Source organism: Paenibacillus sp. 01T422 (genome assembly GCF_056398785.1).
Window position 1 is genome coordinate 1 of the sequence record NZ_JBFTQB010000790.1, and the last position, 3,111, is coordinate 3,111.

The following is a 3,111-nucleotide window of genomic DNA, read 5'->3' on the forward strand; positions in this document are numbered from 1 at the left end:
AGCTACACTCGCCGAGCGAGCGATCCCTTTGTCCTGTTCAGCCATTTATTTCAACTTCCCTTCCTTCTTGAGTCGTACTTCCACCGCTCTCGCGTGACCTTCGAGCCCTTCGTTGCGGGCCAAAGTCATAATCATTTCGCCGTTCGTGATGAGCGCTTCCTTGCTATAGTGAATAACGCTTGATTTTTTCAGAAAATCGTCCACATTCAGTGGGGATGAAAAGCGGGCTGTGCCGTTTGTCGGCAGCACATGGTTCGGACCAGCAAAATAATCGCCGACTGGCTCTGTGCTGTAAGCCCCCAAGAAAATTGCGCCAGCATTCTCAATGCGCGGCAGCAGGTTAAAAGGCTCCTGCACCAGCAGCTCGCAATGCTCAGGAGCCAAGCGGTTGACTACGTCAACGCCCTCGTCCAAGCTGTCTACGAGGAGAATGGCTCCTCTAGTCGCTGTGGAGACCGCAGCGATCGCTTTCTTCGGCAGCACGTCCAGCTGCCGCCATAGCTCTAGCCGAACCGATTCGGCTAGTTCCTGCGATGTTGTCACCAGAATCGCTGGTGACATCTCATCATGCTCGGCTTGCGCCAGCAAATCAGCCGCCACGTATTCAGGGTCGGCGTGTTCATCCGCCAGCACCACGATGTCCGTTGGCCCGGCGATCATGTCGATATCGACGACGCCGAACACGAAGCGCTTCGCCAGCGCGACGTAGATGTTGCCAGGGCCGACGATTTTATCGACCGGCTGGATCGATTCCGTGCCGTAGGCCAGCGCGGCTACCGCCTGTGCCCCGCCTGCGCGGTAGATCTCTCTCACACCCGCTTCGGCTGCTGCCACGAGGATATGCGGGTTGATGCCCTCTTCTCCAGCAGTGGCCGGAGGCGTCACCATCGCAATCTCCGGCACCCCCGCCACGATCGCGGGGATGGCATTCATAAGCACGGAGGAAGGGTACGCCGCCTTCCCTCCGGGCACGTACAATCCGACCCGCTTCAGCGGTCGGATGATTTGACCCAGCAGGCTGCCGTCCGGCTGCAGGTCCATCCATGACGTGCGTTTCTGCTTCTCATGAAACGCACGAATGTTGGCGGCTGCTTGGCGCAGCGCCGCCAGGAACTCGGCGTCGACTTGTGCGTACGCCGCCTGGATCTCTTCGTCGCTGACGCGAAGCTCAGCGACTTCTACGCGGTCGAACTCCTTCGCCATGCGCCGAAGCGCGTCATCCCCGTCCTGACGCACCTCTTCGATGATGCGGCGGACGGTTTCATTTTGTTCCGGTGAGCCGTATTCGACCTCGCGTTTTAATTCAAATTCAGAGGCGGGTAGTATCCGCATATCCATCTCCCTCTCTTTCTAGACCTTCGTCAGCACAGGAAGCACTGCCTGCAGCATATCACACAACCGCTGAATGGATTCGTTCTTCATGCGGTAGCTAACCCGATTCGCAATTAAGCGGCTCGTAATTTGAAAAATCTCCTCTTGCTCCACGAGTCCGTTCTCTTTGAGCGTCTGTCCCGTCTCCACCATGTCCACAATACGGTCAGCAAGACCGATGAGCGGCGCCAGCTCGATAGAGCCGTTCAACTTAATGACTTCCACCTGTTGCCCTTGCTCGCGGAAATATTGTGACGCAACGTTCGGGTACTTCGTCGCAACCCGTGGATTGATCACTTGTTTCCAGTCCGGCAATCCGATTACCGACATGCGGCAGCGTGCAATCCCCAGATCCAGCAGCTCGTAAACGTTACGATTTTCCTCCATCAACACGTCCTTGCCGACAACCCCGATATCCGCTACCCCGTATTCGACATACGTTGGCACGTCCACAGGCTTAGCCAAAATAAACTCCATTCTCGCTTCATGTACGGGAATAATTAATCGGCGTCCTTCTTCCAGATCCTCCGGAATCGGCAGCCCTGCTTTATGAAAAAGCTTCGCTGCCTGTTTATAAATACGGCCTTTTGGCATCGCTACTTTAAGTATGTCATCCACCGTTCCAACCTTCTTTCCGATCGCCGGAGGAAAAGCGCTTAATCTGCGCTCTCTTCCCGCTTTGTGTTTGCCTTATTGTGCCAGCAGCGCAATAACTTCCTGATACACGATGCCCCGCACCTCATAGGAACCATCTTCCTTAGTCAACCGTGCCTTCGACCAAGCTTCTGGCTCGCTCACCAGCTGCGTAATCACAACAGCCGTTTCCTCGCTGCTCCGCTTAGCTTTGGCTAGTTGGAGCGCTTCTTCGCGGTGCTCTGCATCGTAAGCAATCAACACGCGCTTAGGTGTCGCTACAGCCTTTCCGCCAGTCACCTCAAGAATGCGGTTCGTCTTCAACGCAAAACCCGTCGCCGGCGCAGGACGCCCGAACTGGCTTAGCAGATTATCGTATCTGCCTCCGCTGCATACAGGGAAGCCCAGGTCCGCCGCATATCCTTCAAAAGTCATACCTGTATAGTAGGAGAAATCTCCAATCATCGTTAAATCTATTACAACATGCTCGCTTACTCCATAAGCTTGCAGGACATCCCACACTTCACATAGGTGGCGAATTGCATCCTGCGCGATAGGGTGTTGAGATACCATCCGAGCTTGCTCGCAGATCTCATCTCCGCCTCTAAGCCTTAACACGCCGATTAGCTCCCGCTCCACCTCTGGCGTAAGGGCCAGTGACTTAATAGCTTCACGGTATCCAACATAATCACGACCGAGCAAATGCTCTTTCAAGCTCAGCTGCGCATCACTGCGACCTTCCAATGTTTCCTGGAACAATCCGTTCAAGAAACCTACATGCCCGAGTGCTATCTTGAATGTTCCAACGCCTGCTGCTTGCAGTGAAGCAATAGCCAAGGCAACTACCTCAGCGTCAGCCTCTGATGAAGCATCCCCGATTAGTTCAACACCCGTTTGGTAAAACTCTGAATCTCGTCCTGCTTCCTCTTCTATCGCACGAAACACGTTCGAGTGATAGGATAAACGAAGTGGGAACGCATGTTCTTTCAATAAYGATGAAGCTACACGCGCGATCGGAGCAGTCAATTCAGAACGCAAAACCAGCGTTTGACCCTTGCGATCTAGCAATTTGAAAAGCTTCTTATCTTCTGTGGAGCTTGCCACTCC

At 54.3% G+C, this 3,111-nt stretch carries 3 protein-coding genes; all 3 read right to left on the reverse strand.

Translation table 11 applies throughout. From position 1 onward, the window contains the following. Positions 1-45: 45 nt before the first annotated feature. Positions 46-1,332 carry a histidinol dehydrogenase gene (hisD, locus tag AC1DUA_RS31270; RefSeq protein WP_477503454.1) on the reverse strand — a complete coding sequence of 429 codons (1,287 nt, stop codon included), beginning with the start codon at positions 1,330-1,332 and terminating at the stop codon, positions 46-48. A gap of 18 nt (positions 1,333-1,350) precedes the next feature. Continuing rightward, complete coding sequence (hisG, locus tag AC1DUA_RS31275; protein ID WP_145668163.1) at positions 1,351-1,989, reverse strand: ATP phosphoribosyltransferase; 639 nt, start codon at positions 1,987-1,989, stop codon at positions 1,351-1,353. 72 nt (positions 1,990-2,061) lie between these two features. Beyond that, positions 2,062-3,111: ATP phosphoribosyltransferase regulatory subunit (gene hisZ / locus AC1DUA_RS31280; RefSeq protein WP_477503453.1), on the reverse strand; the 1,050-nt coding region annotated here is incomplete at its 5' end.

Coding starts and splice junctions, on each gene's coding strand:
- hisD (WP_477503454.1), bottom strand. CDS start 1,332: ATGCGGATACTACCCGCCTCTGAATTTGAATTAAAACGCGAGGTCGAA.